Origin of the sequence: Clavibacter tessellarius (genome assembly GCF_001618005.1) — a bacterium.
Taxonomy (GTDB): Bacteria; Actinomycetota; Actinomycetes; order Actinomycetales; family Microbacteriaceae; genus Clavibacter; species Clavibacter tessellarius_A.
On sequence record NZ_LQXA01000039.1, the window covers coordinates 24,114 to 39,686 of the forward strand.

The following is a 15,573-nucleotide window of genomic DNA, read 5'->3' on the forward strand; positions in this document are numbered from 1 at the left end:
GCCTGGGCAGCGCGCGGCGGGCGGTCAGACCGCCGTGAGCGTGAGCAGCGTCGCCTCGGGGAAGCACGCGAACCGCACGGGCGCGTAGATCGAGGTGCCGAGGCCCGCGCTCACATGCAGGAAGGAGGCCCGGTCCGCGTGCGGCCAGACGCTCAGGCCCTTCACCTGGCGGCGCGGGATGTCGCAGTTGGTGACGAGCGCGCCGTAGCCGGGCACGCACACCTGGCCGCCGTGGGTGTGCCCGGCGAAGACCATGCGGGCGCCGTTGGTGACGAACGAGTCGAGCACCCGGCGGTAGGGCGCGTGCGCGACGCCGATGGAGACCACCGGAGCGCCCGAGGACCCCTGGTACGCCTCGCCGTCCTCGCGGAGCTCGTCGAGCGCCCCGGGGATCGCCTCCAGGCGATCGAAGTCGCGGTGCGGGTCGTCGACGCCGAAGAACTCGAGCAGCGTGCCGTTGACCTCGACGGCGCCCGCGGCGTTGTTGAGGTCGAGCCAGCCGAGCGAGGCGTAGAGGCGCTCGAGCCGGGGGAGGTCGAGGTCCGCCGGCCGCTGCGTGGCGTGCGTGTTGGCCGTGAAGTACTTCAGCGGGTTCTTCATCATCGGCCCGTAGTAGTCGTTCGATCCGTGCACGAAGACCCCGGGGACGCCGCGGAACGCCTCGAGCGTCTCCTCGACCGCGACGATGCCCTGCTCGTGGCCCGTGTTGTCGCCCGTGTCGACGACGAGGTCGGGCTTGAGCTCCGCGAGCTCGCGCACCCAGCGCTGCTTCTTGTGCTGCCACGGCGCCATGTGCATGTCCGAGAGGTGCAGCACGCGGATGGGGTCGGCGCCCACCGGCAGGACCGGCACCGTCACCTCCCGCAGCGTGAAGCGGCGGCGCTCGTAGAACGAGGCGTAGGCGAAGACCGCGGCGCCGGCCGCGACGACGCCGCCGGCCGTGCGGGCGATCGTGCCGACGACGCTCATCAGGTGCGCCCGACGAAGAGCGTCACGGGACCGCCGCTCTGCTGTCCGGCCGCGGGATCCGTGCGGGTCGCCTTGTTGACCTGGGAGCTGTCCTGCACCTGCTCCTGCGCCACGGTCACGTTGAAGCCGGCCGAGCGCAGGGTCTGGCGCGCGGCCGTCACGTCCTGCCCACGCACGTCCGGGACGGTGCCCGGGGTGCCCTGCGGCTGGCTCTGGTCGGGCCCGCTGCTGGTGAACACCGTGACGGTGGATCCGCGCGCGGCGTTGGCGCCGGCGCCCGGGTCGGACCCGGCGACCTGACCGGCGGGCACGTTCGCGGAGGCGCGCGCGCCGCCCTGGGCGAAGGACAGGCCCGCGCCCTCGATGGCGGACTGCGCGTCGGCGGGCGACATGCCCGACACGTCCGGTACCTGCACCGTCGGCGTGCGGGTGAGGTCCGCTGCCGGGCCGGGGAACGCGGAGCCCTTGTAGACGCCGTTGACGGCCTGCATGAACGGCTTCCACACGGCGAAGCGAGCGGTGGACATGAGCTGCCCGTTCGGCAGGTTGGTCTTGCGCTGCTGGATCTGCTGCCCCGAGGAGCTGCCCACCCAGATGGCCGTGGTGACCTCGGTGCTCGAGCCCACGAACCAGGTGTCCTTCGCCTTGTCGGTGGTTCCCGTCTTGCCGATGAGCGGCGTGCCGTCGTTGGTGTTACCCGCGGCGCCCGTGGCGCTCATGACGCCGGCGAGGGCGTACGCGGCGGTGTGGGCCACGTCGGGGCTCACTGTCTCACGGCAGTTCGCGGGCGGCGGGGCCACCTCGGTGTCGTCGGGGAGGACGACCTTGTCGATCATCACGGGCGTGCAGGTGGTGCCGTTGTTGGCGACCGTGGCATAGGCCGACGCCATGGTGAGCGGGGCGATGTTGTTGCCGCCCGAGCCGATGATGTCCGAGACGAAGTTCGACAGCTGCTTCTTGGGATCGGCCTGGTGGATGCCGATGTCCTTCGCCGTCTGCGCGATGCCGCACATGTCGAGCTCGGAGGCCATGGCCATGAACGCCGTGTTGGTGGAGTTCGCCGTGCCGGACATGACGGTCCGGTTCGACCCGGGGGCGGCGCCGTCGTTGGTGACGGTCAACGGCGGCGAGCCGAGCGTGCCGCCCGTGCACGAGTCGCGGAAGTCCTTGCCCGCCCAGGTGCCGTTCGAGGAGCGGACGACCTCGTTGACCGAGTGGCCCTCCTTCAGCCACTCGAGCAGGGTGACGAGCTTGTACGTCGATCCCACCTGGAAGCCGCCGGAGCCGCCGTAGTTCTTGTCGGTGTTGTAGTTGACGCTCGTCACGCCGCGCTGGTCGCCGTTGCCGTAGTCGGTGTTCTGCACCATGGCGATCACGCGGCCGGTCTTGGCCTCGACGCTGGTCATGGCGGATCCGACGTTGATGCTGTTCATGGTGGTGGGGATCTGCTTGCGCATGTCGTCCGTGGCCTTGGCCTGCAGGTCGAGGTTGAGCGTCGTGTAGATCTTGTAGCCGTTGCGGTTGAGGTTGCGGCGGGCCTCGTCGGCGCTGGCGCCGAACTCCTTCGAGTTCTCGACCGTGTACTTGACCGCGTCGCAGAAGTACGCGGCGCTGGAGGGCTGGGCGGCGTTGCAGCCGCTGACCGACGGCGTGATGACCGGCTTCACGGGCGTGGCGATCGCCTCGTCGTGCTGGGCTTGCGTGATGCTGTGGTGCTTCAGCATGTTGTCGATCAGGACGTCGCGTCGCGCCTGGTTCGCCTTGACGTTCTCGGGCTTGTCGATGCGGAGGGCGGTCGGGTAGTTCACCGTGGCAATGAGGCTGGCGGCCTGGGCGATGCTCAGGTCCTTGGCGTCGACGCCGTAGTAGTACCTCGCCGCGGACTGGACGCCGTACACGTTGCCGCCGAAGGTGGCGATGTTGAGGTATCCGAGCAGGATGTCGTTCTTCGAGAACTTCTTCTCCAGGCCGATCGCGAGCCGCATCTCCTTGAGCTTGCGGGCGGTCGACTCCTGGGTCGCCTCCTTGTAGGCCTTCTTGCCGGCGTCCGGATCCGTCTCGGCGAGCGCCTCCGCCTTCTGCACGAGCACGTTCTTCACGTACTGCATGGTGATGGTGCTGGCGCCCGACTCGACGCCGCCGCCGATCACGTTCTGGGCGAGGGCGCGGAAGGTCGACTTCACGTCGACGCCCGCATGCTCGTAGAAGCGGGGATCCTCGGTGTCGATCGCGGCCGCCTTGGCGTTGTCGGAGACCTCGTCCCAGCCCACCTCCTGGCGGTTCTGCGCGTAGAACTCGGCGAACTTGACCGGCTGGCCGCCCTGCGTGGCGTAGAGCTCGGTCTTCTGGGCGAGGTTGTCGATCTGCAGGTAGTCCGGCAGGTCGTCGAAGATGCCGATGGTGTCGTTGGCGGCGAGGCTCGTGACGGCGATGGCGGGGGTGACCATCGCGGCGACCAGGACGCCGGCGACGACGCTCATGCCGAGGACGCCCGTGAGCGCGGCGGCGACGCGGCCGGGCGTGTTCTTGGAAGCAGACATAGACTCCAGAGTACGGGAAGGGTGTATGGGAACCCGTGAGACCTGTGCGCCGGCCGCCCGCGCCCGTCCCGTCATGCATCCAGACCCGACCGGCAAGGAGCCGAGATGACCGCAACGCCCGGGCAGTGGGAGTACCTCACCACGCCGCTGATGATCCACAACACCGCCGCCATCCTCAACACCTGGGGCTCGCAGGGCTGGGAGCTCGTGCAGGTCGTCACCGGCCCCGAGGGCGGCCTCGTCGCGTACATGAAGCGTCCGGTCGCCGGCGCCGAGCACGGCGCCTGATGGGCGCCATCGCCGACCGGCTGGCCGAGCTCGGCATCGAGCTGCCCGCCGTCGCGGCGCCCGTCGCCGCGTACGTCCCCGCCGTCGTGCACGGCGGCCTCGTCTACACGAGCGGCCAGCTGCCCTTCGTCGACGGCGCGCTCGCCGCGACCGGCAAGGTCGGCGCCGAGGTGTCGGCCGAGGACGCGAAGGCGCACGCCCGCACCTGCGCGCTGAACGGGCTCGCGGCCGCGGCCGATGCCGCCGGCGGCCTGGACCGCATCGCGCGCGTCGTCAAGGTCACGGGCTTCGTCGCATCGGCCGAGGGCTTCACCGGCCAGCCGGGCGTGATCAACGGCGCGAGCGAGGTGCTGGGGGAGATCCTCGGCGACGCGGGGATCCACGCGCGCTCCGCCGTGGGCGTCGCCGAGCTGCCGCTCGGAGCGCCCGTCGAGGTCGAGCTCGTGGTGGCGCTCGTCGAGTAGCCGCCGCGCCGACGGACGCGAGGAGGGCAGGGTGCGCGCACCCTGCCCTCCTCGCGTCCCGCGACGTCCCGGCGTCAGCCCGCTGCCATGCGCTCGCTGATGACCTGCATCACCTGCGTGTCCGCGAGCGTGGTCGTGTCGCCGACCGCGCGTCCCTCGGCCACGTCGCGGAGGAGCCGGCGCATGATCTTGCCGGAGCGCGTCTTCGGCAGCTCCTGCACCACGAACACGCGCCGCGGCTTCGCGATGGCGCCGATCTGGTCGGCCACGTGCGTGCGGAGCACCTCGTTAGGGTCCTCGTCGCCGAGCGCGCTCGCCGAGGCCGTGCGGAGGATCACGAACGCGACGACCGCCTGTCCCGTCGCCTCGTCGGAGGCGCCCACCACCGCGGCCTCGGCCACGTAGGGGTGCGCGACCAGCGACGACTCGATCTCCGCGGTCGACAGGCGGTGGCCCGAGACGTTCATCACGTCGTCCACCCGGCCGAGGAGCCACACGTCGCCGTCCTCGTCGAGCCGGGCGCCGTCGCCCGCGAAGTACCGGTCGCCGAAGCGGTCCCAGTACGTCTCGCGGTACCGCTCCGGATCGCCCCAGATGCCGCGGAGCATGCCGGGCCACGGCTCGGTCACCACGAGCAGGCCGCTCTCGCCGGGGCCGACGGGCTCGCCGGCGTCGTCGACCACGGCGATGGAGATGCCCGGGAGGGGCGTCTGCGCGGAGCCGGGCTTGGTCGCGGTGATGCCGGGCAGCGGGGAGATCATGATCCCGCCGGTCTCCGTCTGCCACCACGTGTCGACCACGGGCACGTCGCCGCCGCCGATCACGTCGCGGTACCAGCGCCAGGCCTCCGGGTTGATGGGCTCGCCCACCGAGCCGAGCAGGCGGATGGAGGAGAGGTCCCGGGCGTCCGGGATGGCGCGGCCCGCCTTCATGAAGGAGCGGATGGCGGTGGGCGCCGCGTACAGGATCGTGACGCCGTGCTTCTCCACGATGTCCCACCAGCGACCCGGCTCCGGGGTGTCGGGGGTGCCCTCGTAGACGACCTGCGTGGCCCCGTTCGCGAGCGGGCCGTAGACGACGTAGCTGTGGCCGGTGATCCAGCCGACGTCGGCCGTGCACCAGTAGACGTCCGACTCGGGGTGCAGGTCGAAGACGTTGCGGTGCGTGTAGGCGGCCTGCGTCAGGTAGCCGCCGGACGTGTGCAGGATGCCCTTCGGCTTCCCCGTGGTGCCGCTCGTGTAGAGGATGAAGAGGGGGTGCTCGGCCTCGAACGCCTCCGCCTCGTGCTCCGGGTCGGCGGCGGCGACGCGCTCGTGCCACCAGAGGTCGCGGGCGTCGTCCCAGTCCACCTCGTTCTCGCCGCGCTTCACGACGAGGACGTGCTCCACGGATCCGGCGGATCCCACGAGCGCGGCGTCCACGGCGGGCTTGAGCGGGAAGACCTTGCCCTTGCGCCAGCCGCCGTCGGCCGTGATGACGACGCGGGCGGCGGCGTCGTCGATGCGCGCGCGGAGGCTCTCCGCGCTGAACCCGCCGAAGACGACGGAATGCACGGCGCCGATGCGCGCCACGGCGAGCATCGCGACCACGGCCTCCGGGGTCATCGGGAGGTAGATGGCGACCCGGTCGCCGGCCGTGACGCCGAGGCCGAGCAGGGCGTTCGCCGCGCGCTTGACCTCGGCGGTGAGGTCGGCGTAGGTGAGGTCGCGGGTGTCGCCCGGCTCGCCCTCCCAGTGCAGGGCGACGCGGTCGCCGTGCCCGGCGAGCACATGCCGGTCGAGGCAGTTGTAGGCGACGTTGAGCCGGCCCTCGGGGAACCACCGCGCGACGGGGGCGTCCGACCAGTCGAGCACCGTGTCGAACGGCGTCTCCCAGGTCACGAGCTCGCGGGCGCGGTCGGCCCAGAAGCCGAGCCGGTCCGCGGCCGCGGCCTCGGCGAGCGACTCGTCGGCGACGCGCGTGGCGCGGAACGCCTCGGTGGGCGGGTGCACGGGGCCGGGCTCGGGGACCTCAGGAGGGCGGGCGGGCGACCTCGTCCCCTCCTCGTCCTGTTCGCGCGCGGCGGTCGCCGGGTATCCGGGCTCGGTCGATTCGGGGTTCGTGGACATCGTCATCCTCTCCGCGCACCACGTTAGCGGTGCTCGAGCCGGTGCCGGCGGGTTCCGGGGGAGCGCCTTGCCCGGGAGACCGGTGTGGGAACGGCCAGAACACGCACAACCCTCCCGTGGCGGGAGGCGCCCGGCGTATGATCGGGGAAGTCGGGCCAAGTCCGACGTGTGACGACTGCAGGATTCCCCCGATCCGTCGTCACGTGGCGGCGCCCGTTCCCCCGATGGGCGCCGCCCCTCTCTACTCTCCCTCCCCTCTCCTCTTCCCTCCTCAGGCCTTTCCCTCCCCAGGCGCGGACGCGTGCCGGTGTCCCGAGGGACGCAGGACCGCCGCAGGCCGCGCGGTGCAGGTGCCTAGCCTCCGCGCATGGATGAGCAGCGGGGATCGAGGGGCGTCGGCGGGGTCGCGGTGCGGCGGGGACGGCGTGCAGGTCCGCCGGGCGGGCCGGCAGCCGAGGCGGTGTCCGGATGCGGGGCGGCGTCCGGGCTCGGGGAGACGACGGCCGCGGCCTTCGTCCCGCGACCCAGGCGGGTCCCGCCCGACGGCACCGCTCCCGGTGCCGCGCTGTACCGTCCGGGCGCGCGCACCGGACCGGACGCCGGGGCGGACGCCGGACCGGATGCCGGGGCGGGGCCGAGCGCGCTCGTGCCGGACCGCCCGCCCGGAGCGATCGCGGCGGTGGGGTCGCGTCATGCGCCGGACGCCTTCGGCGCGCTGGCCCGCCTCATCCGGGACCCCCGCACGACCGACGTCTTCGTCAACGGGGACGGAGAGGTGTGGGTCGACCGCGGTTCCGGCGCCGAGCGCCTCCCGGCCGTCGACCTCGGAGGCGAGCCCGCCGTGCGGGCGCTGGCCGTCCGCCTCGCCTCCGAGGGCGGTCGGCACCTCGACGAGGCGGCGCCCTGCGTCGACGTGCGCATCGGCGACGGCATGCGCGTCCACGCCGTCCTGCCGCCGGTGTCCACGCGCGGCACGCTGCTGTCCATCCGCCTCCCGGCCCGTGCGCGCCCGAGCATGGACGCGCTCGACGCCGCGGACGCGTTCCCGCCCGGCTGTCGCGCGCTCCTGGAGGAGGCCGTGCGCCGGCGCACCAACCTCCTCATCACGGGTGCCGGCGGCAGCGGGAAGACGACGCTGCTCGGCGCGCTGCTCGCGCGTGCGGACCCGCGGGAGCGCATCGTGCTCGTCGAGGACGTCGCGGAGCTCCGGATCCGACATCCCCACGTGGTGTCGCTCGAGGCGCGCCAGGCGAACATCGAGGGTGCCGGCGAGCTCCCGCTGCCCCGCCTCGTGCGGGAGGCATTGCGGATGCGGCCGGACCGCCTCGTGGTGGGGGAGTGCCGCGGCGGCGAGATCCGGGAGCTCCTCGGCGCCCTCAACACGGGGCACGACGGCGGGGCGGGGACCCTGCACGCCAACGGCATCGTCGACGTGCCGTCGCGGTTGGAGGCCCTCGGCGCACTGGCCGGCATGGATGCGGTCGCGGTCGCCCGGCAGGCGGTCAGCGCGATCGGGCTCGTGGTGCACCTGGCGCGCACGCCGTCCGGACGCCGTGTGGTCGGTGCCGGTCGGCTCACGACGGATCATGACGGGCGGCTCCGCGTCATGCCGGTCCGCTGGGAGGGCGGCGCCGCTCGTCCGGCCGTCGCGGTGGGTCACGACGCGGCGGGCGGAGGCGCGCCGTGATCGGGGCCGCCCTCGCGCGGCGGGTGCGGCGGAGCCGGGCCGCTGCGGGCGGCGCCGCCGTGGAGGAGGTCGAGGAGATCGCCGCGACGGTGCGTCGCCTGGCCGTGCTCCTCCGCGCCGGCCTGCATCCCGAGCGCGCGTGGCAGCAGCTCGCGCCGCCCGGTCCACGGCCGAGGCGGTCCGACGGCCTGGTGCAGGCGGTCGTGCGCGAGGTCGCGGTCGGGTCGCGGTCCCTCTGCCTGGCGGAGCGCATCGCCTGCGCCGCGTCCCGCGACGAGGCAGCCGGGCATGCCGACACCGCCCGGTCCTGGCGGGCGCTCGCGACGGCGCTCGAGGTGGCGGACCGCACGGGTGCTCCCCTCGCCGCGGCGCTCACGCGGCTCGCGGACGCCCTGGTGGCCGTCGGGCGCGTGCGGCGGGACGCGGGCACGGCGCTCGCCGGACCCGTCGCGACGGCGCGGACGGTGCTGCTCCTTCCGGCGGCGGGGCTCCTGCTCGCCGCCGGGCTCGGGTTCGATCCCCTGCGCATCCTCCTCACGACCGTGCCCGGTGCCGCCTGCCTCGTGGTCGGCGTTTCGCTGGTGGTCGTGGGCTGGCGCTGGAACGGCAAGCTGGTCCGGGCGGCCGTGCCCGGCGATCCCGCGCCCGGCCTGGTGCTCGACCTCGTGGCGACGGCCATGGCCGGAGGCTCGTCGGTCCCACGTGCCACGTCGGTGGTCCGCATCGCATGCGAACGGAACGGCCTGCCCGTCGGGTCGGACATCGAGCGCGTCCGCACGGTCGCGGCCGCAGCGGTCCGGACGGGAGCGCCCGTCGCGGTGCTCCTCCGCGGCGAGGCGGACCGCGCGCGCCGCGACGCGTCCACGTGGGCGGAACGGGCGGCCGCGCGGTTGGGAGCACGGCTGATGCTCCCCCTCGGAGCCTGCATCCTGCCCGCCTTCCTGGCGGTGGGCGTCGTCCCGATGCTCATGGCGGTCGTGTCCTCAACACTCGGACGGCGGTGACGGACTCCACCGTCCGCGGGCACGCGGATCAGCGCCCGCCTCGCCGGGGCATGGTGACCACGCGGCCGACGGACGGTCGTCATCAGGACGGCGCGAGCGGGAGCTCGGGCAGGGGAGGGCGAAGGACATGTCTCGGATCGAGGAGTGCGGTGGAGCGGTGGTCGTGGGGCGCGGGGAGCGCATGGAGGCGGGGGCGACGGGGGACGGGGAGCGTGCCGTCTGGCCGCTGGCGGCGACGTCGGCGGCATCGGGGTCAGCGTCCGCGGCCTCGGGCTTGTCCACGGGCCCGGGGCCGTCGGGGCGGGCGTCGGGCGGCGCTGGCGGCGCATCCGCCTGCCGCACGTGCAGGGGCGCATCAGGCCCTTCCGCCTCGTCGCGGGGGGCGATGCGCGTGGTGCGCGCGGCGCGGCGTGTCGTGCGCGCGTGCGTTAGCGAGGACGGCGGTGCGGCGACGGCGGAGTACGCCATCGCGACCATGGCCGCCGTCGCGTTCGCCGGGCTGCTCGTGGTCATCCTGCAGAGCGACGAGGTGCGGGGGATGCTCCTCGACCTCGTCCGGCGTGCCCTCACGTACGACCGATGAGCCGGGTCGCGTGTCCTCGATACCCGATCGGGCCGACGCGCGCCGGCGCGGACGGGGACATCGGAGCCGCGGCCGCGGAGCTCGCGGTGGTGCTCCCCGCTGTCGTGCTCGTCCTGGGCCTGTGCCTCGGAGCGGTGCAGACGGTGGGTCAGCAGGTGGCGCTCACCTCGGCTGCCGAGGAGGCGGCGCGGAGCCTCGGCCGGGGCGAGTCCTCGGGTACCGCGGCCGCGCGCATCGAGGGAGCCGCGTCCGGCGCCTCCTTCGAGGTCGAGCATCCGGGGCACGACGTCTGCGTCGACCTGTCGGCGCCCAGCCGATTCGCTCCCGCGGCCGCGGCCGGCATCGCCGTGCACGCGCGGGGGTGCGCGCGGTCGGAGGACCTCGATGAGGAGTGACGAGGACTCGGGGTCCGGCTCCGTGCTCGCGGTCGGCCTGCTCGGGGCGGTGACGGCTCTCGCGCTCGCCGCGGTGTCCGTCTCGGCGCTCCTGGTCGACCGGGCGATCGCATCGGGCGCGGCGGACTCCGCCGCGCTCGCTGCGGCGGACGCGGCCGCGGGGTACGTCAGCGGCCCGCCCTGCGACGCCGCGGGGGAGCTCATGGCCCCGCTGGGAGCCGAGCTCGTCGGATGCGCGGTGGACGGGACGACGGCCGACGTGCGGGTGCGCATCCCGCACCCTCCGTTCGGGGTGCCGATCAGCGCCCGGGCGAGGGCGGGGCAGCCCGAGGGCGATGCGGCCGGCGTGCCCGGGGCGACGCCGTGACCGTCCCCGCGCGCCTCAGCGACCGTCCGCGCCATCACGGAACCGCCGCACCAGCACGGCGCCGAACGCACCCGCGAGGAGCACCAGCGCGAACACCCCGAGGACCGGTCCCACGGCTGCATGGCAAGCGCCCGAGGGTCCGTGCGGGGCCCGGCGGACGCCGTGTCCGACCGTCTCCGGGATTAGGTGCACGGTCGGTGCTCGTGTGTATGGTGTGCCTTGTCGGGGACCCCGCCGCACGTCGCCCGGAGCGCATCCCGTGCCGGCACGCATCCCGCAACCCGGGCCGGAGACCGGCCCCCGCGAACGCATATATAAGGAGTCACGTGCCCGGCACGAAGAAGTTGGTCATCGTCGAGTCGCCGGCCAAGGCCAAGACCATCGGCCAGTACCTGGGCAGCGGCTACGAGGTGCAGGCGTCCGTCGGCCACATCCGCGACCTCATCGAGCCGAAGAACCTGCCGCCCGAGCTCAAGAAGGGCACGCTCGGCAAGTTCTCCGTCGACGTCGAGAACGGCTTCGAGCCGTACTACGTCGTGAGCGACCAGAAGAAGAAGACCGTGGCCGACCTCAAGCGCGCCCTGAAGGACGCCGACGAGCTCTTCCTCGCGACGGATGAGGACCGCGAGGGGGAGGCCATCGCCTGGCACCTCCTGCAGGTCCTCAAGCCCAAGGTGCCCGTGAAGCGGATGGTGTTCCACGAGATCACCAAGGAGGCCATCGAGCGCGCCCGCGACAGCACGCGCGACATCGACACGGCGCTCGTCGACGCCCAGGAGACCCGGCGCATCCTCGATCGCCTCTACGGCTACGAGGTGTCGCCCGTGCTGTGGCGCAAGGTCGGCCCGGGGCTGTCGGCGGGACGCGTGCAGTCCGCGGCCACGCGCCTCGTCGTCGACCGCGAGCGCGAGCGCCTCGCCTTCGTCACCGCCGCCTACTGGGACCTGACCGCGTCGCTGTCGCCGCTCCAGCAGGAGCTCCCGTTCGACGCCCGGCTCGTCCGCATCGACGGCGCCCGCATCGCCACCGGTCGCGACTTCGACGACAAGGGCGCGCTGAAGAACGACTCCCGGCCGCTCGATGCCGCGACCGCGGAGGCGCTCGCCGAGGCGCTGCGCGACCCGTCCGTCCCCCTGCGGGTGCAGAGCGTCGAGTCGAAGCCGTACACGCGACGGCCCGCGGCGCCCTTCACCACGTCCACGCTCCAGCAGGAGGCCGCCCGCAAGCTCCGCTTCTCCGCTCGCCAGACGATGAGCGTCGCCCAGTCGCTCTACGAGAACGGGTACATCACCTACATGCGCACCGACTCGCCCTCGCTCTCGCAGCAGGCGATCAATGCGGCGCGCAAGCAGGCCGCGGAGCTCTACGGCCCCGAGACGGTGCCGGACAAGCCGCGCCTCTACGCGGGCAAGAGCAAGAACGCGCAGGAGGCCCACGAGGCCGTGCGCCCGGCGGGGGAGACTTTCCGGACGCCGCAGCAGCTCGCGTCGACGCTCCGCGGCAACGACCACAAGCTCTACGACCTCATCTGGAAGCGCACCATCGCGTCGCAGATGGCGGACGCGAAGGGATCGACCGCGTCGGTCGTCATCGCGGCGGGCCCCACGTCCGCGGGCGAGGTCGCCGAGTTCGCCGCGTCGGGCACCGTCATCACCTTCCGCGGCTTCCTCGCCGCCTACGAGGAGGGTCGCGACGAGGATCGGCACGGCACCGCCGAGCCGCGCGAGGCGAAGCTGCCCGACCTGAAGAAGGGGCAGGACCTCCGTCTCGTCGACGTCGACGCCAAGGGCCACGAGACCAGCCCGCCGCCGCGCTACACGGAGGCGAGCCTCGTGAAGACGCTCGAGGAGCTCGGCATCGGGCGCCCGTCCACGTACGCGGCCATCATCTCCACCATCGTGGACCGCGGATACGTGACCCCTCGCGGCACGGCGCTCGTGCCCAACTGGATCGCCTTCTCGGTGGTGCGGCTGCTCGAGGAGTTCTTCACCGAGCTGGTGCAGTACGACTTCACCGCGGGCATGGAGAGCGACCTGGACCGCATCGCGGACGGCTCGGCCGAGCGCGTCGACTGGCTGAAGGGCTTCTACTACGGGAACGACTCCCACAAGGGCCTCCGTCCCACCATCGACAACCTCGGCGAGATCGACGCCCGGGAGATCAACTCCCTGCGCATCGCCGACGACATCACGCTACGCATCGGCAAGTACGGCCCGTACCTGGAGGTGCACGAGGAGGGCGCGGCGCCCGACGCGACGCCTCGTCGCGTCAACCTCCCCGAGGACCTCGCTCCCGACGAGCTCACGTCCGCCAAGGCGCGCGAGCTCATCGACGCGCCGGTCGTCAACGACCGCGTCATCGGCATCAATCCGGCGAACGGGAAGCAGGTCGTCGCGAAGGACGGTCGCTACGGCCCCTACGTGACCGAGCTCGATCCCGAGCCCGAGGAGACTCCGGCGGCTCCCGTCGACGGCGTCGACCCGGCGACGGGCGAGGTGCTCGAGACAGCTGCCGCGACGACCGCGGCGACGCCCGCCACGAAGGCGCCCGCCAAGAAGCCCGCCGCGAAGAAGGCAGCCGCGGTCAAGCCGCGCACGGCGTCCATCTTCAAGTCCATGGACCTCGCGACCGTCGACCTCGAGACGGCGCTCCGGCTCCTCGACCTGCCGCGCGTCGTCGGGGAGGACCCGGAGACCGCGACGCCCATCACTGCCCAGAACGGGAAGTACGGCCCGTACCTCAAGAAGGGCACGGACTCGCGGTCGCTCACGAGCGAGGAGCAGATCTTCGAGATCGACCTCCCGGGTGCCCTCGAGGTCTTCGCGCAGCCCAAGTACGGCGCACGCCGACCGTCGAGCGCGCTGAAGGAGTTCGACGCGGACCCGGTGAGCGGCAAGGGCATCAAGGTCAAGGACGGCCGCTTCGGCCCCTACGTCACCGACGGCGAGACCAACGCCACCATCCCGAAGAGCGAGTCCGTCGAGGACATCGACTTCGACCGGGCGGTCGAGCTGCTCGCGGACAAGCGGGCGAAGGGGCCGGCCAAGCCCAAGGCGAAGGCCAAGGCGCCCGCCAAGGCCAAGGCGAAGGCTCCCGCGAAGGCCAAGGCACCGGCAGCCGCGAAGTCGACCACGGCCGCGAAGTCGACCACGGCCGCGAAGTCGACCACCGCCGCCAAGACGACGTCGGCGACCCGATCGGCTGCCGCCACCAAGGCTGCTGCCACCCGGGCCGCGAACAGGGCCGCGGCCGCCGCGGCGGCATCCGACGCGACGTGACCGGCGTCTTCATCACCCTGGAGGGCGGCGACGGCGTGGGCAAGTCCACGCAGTCGGCGCTCCTGCGCACGTGGCTGGAGGAGCAGGGCCAGGAGGTCGTCCCCACGCGCGAGCCGGGCGGCACGGAGCTGGGGGCCGAGATCCGGGAGATCGTCCTCCATCGGCGGGGCCACATCGCCCCGCGAGCGGAAACGCTCCTCTACGCGGCCGACCGCGCGCACCACGTCGACGCGGTCGTGCGCCCCGCGCTCGAGCGCGGGGCCGTGGTGCTGCAGGACCGGTACCTCGATTCGTCCGTGGCCTACCAGGGCGCGGGCCGCGTCCTCGACGCCCGGGAGGTCCGGAGCCTGTCGCTCTGGGCGGCCGAGGGCCTCCTCCCGGACCTGACCGTGCTCCTCGACCTCGACCAGGCGTCCGCACGCGCGCGTCTCGATGCCGCCCGCACGCGGTTCGACCGGCTCGAGTCCGAGCGGGCCGACTTCCACGAGCGCGTGCGCCACGCGTTCCTCGCCCTCGCCGACGCCGAGCCCGACCGGTTCCTCGTCGTCGACGCGTCGTCGCCTCGCGAGGAGATCGCCGAGCGCATCCGCGCACGGGTCGCCGTGCTGCTCCGTGCGGGGGCCCCCGCGTGAGCGTCGTCGTCACCGCACCCGACGGGCGCGCCATCTGGGACGACCTCACCGGGCAGTCCGAGGCGGTGGCCCTCCTCGCCGCCGCGAGCAGCCCCCGCGCCACCGCCCGCGACGCCGCCGGCACCGCGCTGGCGCACTCCTGGCTCATCACCGGGCCGCCCGGGTCCGGCCGGTCGAACCTCGCCTACGCCTTCGCCACCGCGCTGCTCAGCGACGGCACGCCCGAGGGCGACGCGGCGACGGCCCGCCAGGTCGCCGCGCGCAGCCACCCCGACCTCGGCGTCCTCGCGACGGAGCGGGTCATCATCGCCATCGACGAGGTGCGCGCCCTGGTCACGTCGTCGCAGTACTCGCCGTCGGTCGGCCGCTACCGCGTCATGGTCGTCGAGGACGCCGACCGCATGACAGAGCGCACCTCCAACCTCCTGCTCAAGGCGCTCGAGGAGCCGCCGGAGCGCACCATCTGGATCCTCTGCGCCCCCAGCGAGGCCGACCTCATCCCCACGATCCGCTCGCGCGTGCGCAGCGTGCGGCTGCGGATCCCGTCCGTCGAGGACGTCGCCGCGCTCATCCAGCGCCGGGACGGCGTCGACCGGGCGACGGCCACCCGGGCAGCCCGCGAGGCGCAGAGCCACATCGGGATGGCGCACCGCCTCGCCACCGACGCCGAGGCGCGCGAGCGCCGCAGCCGCACGCTGGAGCTCGCCCTGGGGATCCGCACCGTCGGCGACGCCGTGCGAGCCGCCGGCGCCCTGCTGGAGCTGGCCGGTCAGGACGCGAAGGCGTTCACCGTCCAGCGCGACGCCGACGAGCGCGAGCGCGCGCTGCGCTCGCTCGGCGTGCAGGAGGGCGGGTCGATCCCCCCGCAGCTGCGCTCGCAGATCCGGCAGCTCGAGGAGGACCAGAAGCGGCGCGCCACGCGGAGCCTCCGCGACGGCATCGACCGGATCCTCGTCGACCTCATGTCCCTCCACCGCGACGTGCTGCTCCACCAGCTCGGCGCCGACCTGCCGGCCGTGAACGAGGCGATCGCACCGCGCATCGCCGAGGCGGCCGCCGCCGGATCCGCCGCCGCCTCCCTCGCCGTGCTCGACGCGGTCGCGGTCGCCCGACGGCGCATCGACGGCAACGTCTCGCCGGCCCTCGCGCTGGAGGCGATGCTGGTCTCCCTCACGCGCACGCGGACGGCGGGCCGGTCATGATGCGGCGCCCGCGTCCGATCGGGCCCCGCGACCGGGGAGCCCGCGCCCCGGGTCGG

The 15,573-nt window shown here is 73.5% G+C and carries 13 protein-coding genes; 10 read left to right on the forward strand and 3 right to left on the reverse strand.

From position 1 onward, the window contains the following. Positions 1–24: 24 nt before the first annotated feature. Complete coding sequence (locus AWH51_RS10530; RefSeq protein WP_063072025.1) at positions 25–969, reverse strand: metallophosphoesterase; 945 nt, start codon at positions 967–969, stop codon at positions 25–27. Beyond that, the gene (locus AWH51_RS10535; protein ID WP_063072026.1) at positions 969–3,509 is read right to left on the reverse strand and encodes a transglycosylase domain-containing protein; all 2,541 of its coding nucleotides are present in this window, start codon (positions 3,507–3,509) and stop codon (positions 969–971) included. Before AWH51_RS10535 ends, AWH51_RS10530 begins: the two co-directional genes overlap by 1 nt. A 105-nt stretch (positions 3,510–3,614) precedes the next feature. On the opposite strand from AWH51_RS10535, the gene AWH51_RS10540 reads away from it, so the two are divergent. Both AWH51_RS10540 and AWH51_RS10545 read left to right on the forward strand, forming a co-directional pair. Next, entirely contained in the window at positions 3,615–3,797 is a 183-nt protein-coding gene (locus tag AWH51_RS10540; RefSeq protein WP_063072027.1) for a hypothetical protein, read from the forward strand. Continuing rightward, the gene (locus AWH51_RS10545; protein ID WP_063072028.1) at positions 3,797–4,261 is read left to right on the forward strand and encodes a RidA family protein; all 465 of its coding nucleotides are present in this window, start codon (positions 3,797–3,799) and stop codon (positions 4,259–4,261) included. Before AWH51_RS10540 ends, AWH51_RS10545 begins: the two co-directional genes overlap by 1 nt. Before the next feature lie 74 nt (positions 4,262–4,335). Here AWH51_RS10545 and acs read toward each other — a convergent pair whose 3' ends face one another. Continuing rightward, entirely contained in the window at positions 4,336–6,375 is a 2,040-nt protein-coding gene (gene acs, locus AWH51_RS10550) for an acetate--CoA ligase (RefSeq protein ID WP_175345509.1), read from the reverse strand. 673 nt (positions 6,376–7,048) lie between these two features. On the opposite strand from acs, the gene AWH51_RS10555 reads away from it, so the two are divergent. The 8 genes from AWH51_RS10555 (at position 7,049) to AWH51_RS10590 (ending at position 15,517) form a co-directional block, all read left to right on the forward strand. Then, positions 7,049–8,056 (forward strand): TadA family conjugal transfer-associated ATPase, encoded by a 1,008-nt coding sequence (locus tag AWH51_RS10555; protein ID WP_254654537.1) that lies wholly within the window; start codon positions 7,049–7,051, stop codon positions 8,054–8,056. Then, positions 8,053–9,060 (forward strand): type II secretion system F family protein, encoded by a 1,008-nt coding sequence (locus tag AWH51_RS10560; protein WP_063072029.1) that lies wholly within the window; start codon positions 8,053–8,055, stop codon positions 9,058–9,060. The genes AWH51_RS10555 and AWH51_RS10560 overlap by 4 nt, the downstream gene beginning before the upstream one ends. Positions 9,061–9,445: 385 nt before the next feature. After that, entirely contained in the window at positions 9,446–9,643 is a 198-nt protein-coding gene (locus AWH51_RS10565; RefSeq protein WP_063072059.1) for a DUF4244 domain-containing protein, read from the forward strand. Beyond that, positions 9,640–10,038: a TadE family type IV pilus minor pilin gene (locus AWH51_RS10570; RefSeq protein WP_063072030.1), complete on the forward strand. Its 399-nt coding sequence runs from the start codon at positions 9,640–9,642 to the stop codon at positions 10,036–10,038. The genes AWH51_RS10565 and AWH51_RS10570 overlap by 4 nt, the downstream gene beginning before the upstream one ends. Continuing rightward, entirely contained in the window at positions 10,028–10,405 is a 378-nt protein-coding gene (locus AWH51_RS10575) for an Rv3654c family TadE-like protein (protein ID WP_063072031.1), read from the forward strand. The genes AWH51_RS10570 and AWH51_RS10575 overlap by 11 nt, the downstream gene beginning before the upstream one ends. Before the next feature lie 326 nt (positions 10,406–10,731). Next, positions 10,732–13,683, forward strand: coding sequence for a type I DNA topoisomerase (topA, locus tag AWH51_RS10580; RefSeq protein WP_063072032.1), 2,952 nt, complete (start codon positions 10,732–10,734; stop codon positions 13,681–13,683). After that, on the forward strand, positions 13,680–14,315 hold the full coding sequence (tmk, locus tag AWH51_RS10585) for a dTMP kinase (protein ID WP_063072033.1): 636 nt from the start codon (positions 13,680–13,682) through the stop codon (positions 14,313–14,315). The genes topA and tmk overlap by 4 nt, the downstream gene beginning before the upstream one ends. Then, entirely contained in the window at positions 14,312–15,517 is a 1,206-nt protein-coding gene (locus AWH51_RS10590; protein ID WP_063072034.1) for a DNA polymerase III subunit delta', read from the forward strand. The genes tmk and AWH51_RS10590 overlap by 4 nt, the downstream gene beginning before the upstream one ends. The last annotated feature ends 56 nt before the right edge of the window (positions 15,518–15,573 follow it).

Coding starts and splice junctions, on each gene's coding strand:
- AWH51_RS10530 (WP_063072025.1), bottom strand. CDS start 969: ATGAGCGTCGTCGGCACGATCGCCCGCACGGCCGGCGGCGTCGTCGCG.
- AWH51_RS10535 (WP_063072026.1), bottom strand. CDS start 3,509: ATGTCTGCTTCCAAGAACACGCCCGGCCGCGTCGCCGCCGCGCTCACG.
- AWH51_RS10540 (WP_063072027.1), top strand. CDS start 3,615: ATGACCGCAACGCCCGGGCAGTGGGAGTACCTCACCACGCCGCTGATG.
- AWH51_RS10545 (WP_063072028.1), top strand. CDS start 3,797: ATGGGCGCCATCGCCGACCGGCTGGCCGAGCTCGGCATCGAGCTGCCC.
- acs (WP_175345509.1), bottom strand. CDS start 6,375: ATGACGATGTCCACGAACCCCGAATCGACCGAGCCCGGATACCCGGCG.
- AWH51_RS10565 (WP_063072059.1), top strand. CDS start 9,446: ATGCGCGTGGTGCGCGCGGCGCGGCGTGTCGTGCGCGCGTGCGTTAGC.
- AWH51_RS10570 (WP_063072030.1), top strand. CDS start 9,640: ATGAGCCGGGTCGCGTGTCCTCGATACCCGATCGGGCCGACGCGCGCC.
- AWH51_RS10575 (WP_063072031.1), top strand. CDS start 10,028: ATGAGGAGTGACGAGGACTCGGGGTCCGGCTCCGTGCTCGCGGTCGGC.